This is a genomic window from Xenorhabdus littoralis (assembly GCF_033949345.1).
Classification (GTDB): domain Bacteria; phylum Pseudomonadota; class Gammaproteobacteria; order Enterobacterales; family Enterobacteriaceae; genus Xenorhabdus; species Xenorhabdus littoralis.
The window spans coordinates 1-1,837 of the sequence record NZ_VCDP01000199.1; the positions used below are offsets into that span (position 1 = coordinate 1).

Annotated in this window: 2 protein-coding genes; both read left to right on the plus strand. The window is 53.7% G+C overall.

What is annotated here, in order from left to right; all coding sequences use genetic code 11:
- A partial coding sequence (locus tag FE394_RS19240) for a phosphopantetheine-binding protein (RefSeq protein WP_319927923.1) occupies window positions 1-321 on the plus strand: 321 nt, incomplete at its 5' end.
- Window positions 318-1,837: condensation domain-containing protein (locus FE394_RS19245; RefSeq protein WP_319927924.1), on the plus strand; the 1,520-nt coding region annotated here is incomplete at its 3' end. The genes FE394_RS19240 and FE394_RS19245, both read left to right, overlap by 4 nt.

The following is a 1,837-nucleotide window of genomic DNA, read 5'->3' on the forward strand; positions in this document are numbered from 1 at the left end:
GAACTGGAAACCCTGCTGGCCCAGATCTGGCAAGATTTGCTGGGACTGGAACGTGTCGGCCGACATGATCACTTCTTTGAGATAGGTGGTCATTCACTCATGGTCGTGCAATTGATAGCACGTATACAAACCGAATTTTTTATCGATATACCCATCGTCTCAATTTTCCAATTCCCAAAATTATCAGAATTGGCAGAGGTAATTCTCTCTGCTCAAGTGAGTTCTGCATGGGGAAATGATGTTGAATCAGTAAAAAGCGATCTTGATTCAATGTCGATAGAAGAGTTAATGGCGATTTTAGATGGAGATACTAATCAATGACCAAAGCTAATATAAATATTGAGATGCTAAAGCGTGCCGTTTTAGAGAAAAAGCTTAAAGAGCAACTAAAAAAACGCGGTGATCACTCTTTGTATCTACCGATAGGGAAAGCAGATCGTCATATGTCTTTACCGTTGTCTTTTGCTCAACAGCGGTTGTGGTTCCTCGGCCAGTTCGATCCTGCCGCCAGTCAAGCTTACCATATGCCTATGGTACTGCGACTTACCGGTCAGCTTGACCCTCAGGCCCTTACCGCAGCGCTCGATAATCTGGTCGCCCGCCAAGAGAGCCTGCGTACCCATTTTACGCTGGTTGACGGTCAACCCTGCCAGCAGATTGACCCCGCAGACAGTGGTTTTGAACTTCCTTGTCTGGACCTGCGTTCCCTGAGCGAGACGGCCCGTGCCAAGCGCGTTGCCGAACTCACCGAATATGCGGCCTGTGCGCCCTTCGATCTCACTCAGGGCCCGCTGATCCGTGGTCAATTGCTGCAACTGGCTGATGAGGAACATGTGCTGTTGTTTACCCAACATCATATCATCTCCGACGGCTGGTCCATCGGCATCATGGTTCGTGAACTGGCGGCGCTTTATCAGGCCGCTCTGGCGGGTCAGGATGCAGCTTTACCGCCCCTGCCTATCCAGTATGCCGACTATGCCGTCTGGCAGCGCAATGAGTTGCAGGGAGACCACCTTACCGAACAACGTGATTTCTGGTGTGCCCAATTGCAGGGTGCGCCCGCCTTACTGGAATTACCCACGGACCGGCCACGCCCGTCAGTACAAAGCTATGCTGGTAGCCGGGTATCTTTCCATCTGAATGCTGATGTCCTCACTTCCCTCAAGACATTAGGCCAACGTCAGGGCACGACCCTGTTTATGAATCTGCTCGCGGCCTGGGCGGTTGTGCTTGCCCGTCTCAGCGGTCAGGACGATATTGTCATCGGCATCCCCGTTGCCAACCGGACACGCAGGGAGCTGGAAGACCTGATGGGCTTTTTCGCCAATACGCTGGCCTTGCGTATTACACCCGGTCAGTGCCATACGGTGGCAGAACTGCTTGCCCAGGTTCGCGAACGCACACTGGCGGCCTATGCTCATCAGGAGCTGCCTTTCGATCAGGTGGTGGAAGCATTGCAGCCGGCCCGCAGCCTGAGTTACAGCCCCATCTTCCAGGTTATGCTGGCGCTGAATAATACGCCAACTCAGGCGTTGAAGCTGCCCGGGCTGGCACTCTCCCTTGTTGAACAACCGCAGCGCAGCAGTCAATTTGACCTGACGCTGTCGCTGACTGAAACCGACGCTGGTTTAGTGGGAGGGCTGGAATATGCGACCGACCTGTTTGATCGGGCGACCGTGGTTCGCATAGCGGGCTACCTTGAGAAGGTCCTGACGGCGATGGCCACCGATGTCACACAAACTATCCCGTCCCTGCCGATGCTGTCTGTCACAGAGCAGCAGCAACTGCTGGTAGACTTCAATGCCCCCCAAGCCGACTTCCCGCAGGACGCCCTGAT